Here is a 3,358-nt window from a genome sequence, read left to right as displayed (position 1 = left end):
GGGGATCTCTGAGTGCTTAACATTACAGGCGATACCTTTTCAAACACCCTCTGAGAGGGGCACAAAACTCTAACTTTTCTAGGGTGGCGCGTACCTCACCCTGCAAGGAAATGCGATATGCCGTTTCAAAAGGGATTGCAAATGCTCGATCCCCATTAGCCACTCATTATAGAAGCGATATGAGCGTCAGACGGATGAAAAACGGGGTAGAGCAGGCTCTAGGAATACCTTGCCAATTGACTTACATGCAAGCACACGGTCAACAAAAAATTGGCTGGGCGATTCCACTGTTGTAACCCTCACCCTGAATCCCTGTCATGGGATTTTGTCAAGGGTCGCCACACAACTCCAAAGAGGGACTTTCAATCCGGCTTTCCTTCTCCCTTGTTGGAAGAAGGGGTTGGGGGATGAGGGCAAACTTGCAGAACTGGGATGCGCCCAATTGGCTTTGCTGACACGTTGGATCAAGAAGGCTGGATCTGGCTGGATCTGGCTAGCTCTTAAGGAGGCATCTGCTCAGGGACTGTGCCAAGCACCTGTACCATCAGACAGATGACAAACAGCCAAGCCTGAGCAGGGCTTCGGCAGGTTTACAGTGCCTTGGACGGGCGGCAGAGTATAACGAAATATTAAGCCTCGCCGCAGATAAATTAAGCAATTCTGCGAAATGTCGGGGCTTCTAAGCCGACATCTCTAAGATTTTATGTCAGTAGGTTAAAAGAAGTTGAAATTTTGAGACCAGGACACTATACTGGCGACGGTTTAGTTTTTTGTAACTACAGTTACATCTATTCCTAGAGAGAGAGGAGGTCAGGAGGTTGGCAAGGAGACGTAAGCGTAAGAGTCGTCGCCGCCTAGAGGGGCGTAGAATCCTGGAGTTGGTGCCTCAGTACAGTATTGAAAGTGGCGAAGATAAACCCGTCACGGCTGCTAGAAAGTTCATTCAGGCTGAGGGCATTGCGCCACCGGCCTTGCTGCTCGTCAAGCGAAACGAACACACCACCGATCGCTATTTCTGGGCAGAGAAGGGGCTTTTTGGGGCGCAGTATGTTGAGGAAAACCATTTCCTGTTCCCCAGTTTGCGGCTGTCGGAAGATGAGTCCGATGAGCTTTCACTCGCTTCAAGTCGGTAGTCTCGCTTCGGTTCTCAGCTAGCGCAAGTGGTTTGAATCGTTCATCCGCATCTTCAAGGCTCTTGTAACGTTCAGGTGTCGGGCGCTGTTCAATCAGTGTAAGCGGCGAATAGCTAGATAGTTTAAATAAATAGCTAGAGCCTGCTAACCCAATTGCAAGGATGCTCAGGGCAGTTTGGATCAGAACCTGTAAAGCTGCAAGCGCATGAATTGAGACAGCTTAAAGAAAATCAAAGCAAGCGGTTTTCAGATTTCATCAGAAATTGCTGGCTTTTTCAACTAGTGGGACGCGGAGCTATGCATTTAGCTCCGCTTTTTTTTGGAGCTTTGGGGCTGAGGTTGGAGAAGTGGATTGTGGGCGATCGCCCAAGCGTTGAACCAGGAGTTCACTACGTTCGCGTTTTAAGTTGAATATGTAAGTTGAGTATTAGTTGGGTGTTAGCTGGGTAGTAGTTGGCTATTAAGTTGACACTAGGGATAACACCGTTACCCGACAGTCGGTGTATTTTATGTAACTAACAGGCATTTTTTGCCCGAATACGATGAAAACCGTTGCAAAGCTTTACGATTTTACATCTCGCTCGTAGGCAAGCTGTCCGGCAATATAGGTCGCGGCGATCGCCCGCTCGTCTGCCAGGATCATTGTGGCAAAGACCGAATCCGCCATTTCCTGAAAATCAGCGGGCACGGCAACGGGGTTTCGCTTTGCCAGGATCGGTGTGGATTGCAGATCTAGCGCCACCAAATCAGCTTCTTTGCCCACCTGGAAGTTGCCAATTTTGTCGTCTAGCAAAAGCGATCGCGCTCCCCCCAGCGTCATCATGTAAAACGTCTGAAACGCAGACAGGCGATCGCCCCGCAGTTGGGTCACTTTATAGGCTTCGCTGGCCGTCCGCAGCATCGAGAGGCTCGTACCGCCGCCCACATCGGTCGCCAGCCCCACCTGCACAGGCGCTTCGGGCGATTTGGCCTTTTTCAAGTTGAAGAGTCCGCTGCCCAGAAACAGGTTCGACGTGGGGCAAAAGGCGATCGTCGCGCCCGACCGAGACAGCCGCTCAAATTCGGAATCGCTGAGCTGGATGCCGTGGGCAAAAATCGAGCGATCGCGCACTAGCCCAAAGGATTCATACACATTCAGGTAATCGGTACACTCTGGAAATAGCTCCAGAGTAAACGCTACTTCTTTGAGATTTTCTGACAGGTGCGTGTGTAGATAGACATCGGGAAACTCCTCCAGCAGCTTGCCCGCCGCCCGCAGTTGCTCTGGCGTAGAGGTGATGGCGAAGCGCGGCGTGATGGCATAGAGGAGGCGATCGCACTTGTGCCAGCGCTCGATCAGGGCCCGACTGTCTGTATATGCGCTCTCGGCTGTATCCGTCAGATACTCCGGCGCATGGCGATCCATCATCACCTTGCCCGCCACCATCCGCAGGTTGCGCTGCTGCGCCTCTTCAAAAAAGGCATCCACGGATTCTGGAAACACCGCCGCCAGCACCACAGCCGTCGTCGTGCCGTTTTTTACCAGTTCCTCTAAGAAAAAGGCCGCCACCTGACGAGCATAATTCTTGTCTTTGAACTTTGCCTCCGTTGGAAACGTGTACTTATTCAGCCATTCCAGCAGTTGCTCGCCGTAGGCCCCGATCATCTCCGTCTGGGGGTAATGCACATGGGTATCGATGAATCCTGGAACCAGAAGGCGATCGCGCTGATGGGTCACAGGCACATCGGGATACTCCGCCCGCAGCGTGGCATAGTCGCCCAGCGCCTTGATACAGCCGTTCTCCAAGACCATCAGCCCATCGTGGATGTAGCGGACGCTTTCTGGCTCCGGCACGTAATACGGATCATCCAGAAAATCCAGAAACGCGCCCCGAATGGCATGAAGCGTCGCATCGCTAGAAGGCGTAGCGTAGGCAGTGGTCATAGGACAAAAAAGTCGGGAATCGATGGGCAAGGGGCAGGAGGGGGTAGGTTTCTAGGTTCAGAAACTGCGAGGAACGCAGCCCGGAATTTTTCCCCCCGCAGCAAACGCCTATGCCCAGATTAAGGGGTTTTGCACAGACTGCTGTAGCGCTGCTAGCAGTCGGGCGCTGAAAAACCTCGCCCATCAGAAACCGGGCAGCGAGACCGATCGCGCCTGCAAAAAGGCGCGTAACTCTTCGCGGGTGGGCAGGGAGGGCTGTGCGCCGGGTCGCGTCACCGAGATCGCCGCCGCCGCAGCAGCC

At 53.0% G+C, this 3,358-nt stretch carries 2 protein-coding genes and 1 pseudogene; 1 reads left to right on the top strand and 2 read right to left on the bottom strand.

Annotated elements, in window-relative coordinates; translation table 11 throughout:
• Positions 1 to 818 precede the first annotated feature (818 nt).
• Positions 819 to 1,133, top strand: a complete 315-nt coding sequence (locus tag IGS51_RS12055; protein WP_068512609.1) for a DUF3155 domain-containing protein — start codon at positions 819 to 821, stop codon at positions 1,131 to 1,133.
• A 562-nt stretch (positions 1,134 to 1,695) separates the two neighbouring features.
• Here IGS51_RS12055 and guaD read toward each other — a convergent pair.
• Positions 1,696 to 3,057, bottom strand: a complete 1,362-nt coding sequence (gene guaD / locus IGS51_RS12050) for a guanine deaminase (RefSeq protein ID WP_297078614.1) — start codon at positions 3,055 to 3,057, stop codon at positions 1,696 to 1,698.
• Positions 3,058 to 3,240: 183 nt separating this feature from the next.
• Positions 3,241 to 3,358, bottom strand: a pseudogene (locus IGS51_RS22370) (ribokinase); the annotation flags it as partial.

Origin of the sequence: Thermoleptolyngbya sp. M55_K2018_002 (assembly GCF_015295965.1) — a bacterium.
GTDB classification, from domain to species: Bacteria; Cyanobacteriota; Cyanobacteriia; order Elainellales; family Elainellaceae; genus Thermoleptolyngbya; species Thermoleptolyngbya sichuanensis.
This window is presented reverse-complemented; position numbering and strand designations above follow the sequence as displayed.

Coding starts and splice junctions, on each gene's coding strand:
- guaD (WP_297078614.1), bottom strand. CDS start 3,057: ATGACCACTGCCTACGCTACGCCTTCTAGCGATGCGACGCTTCATGCC.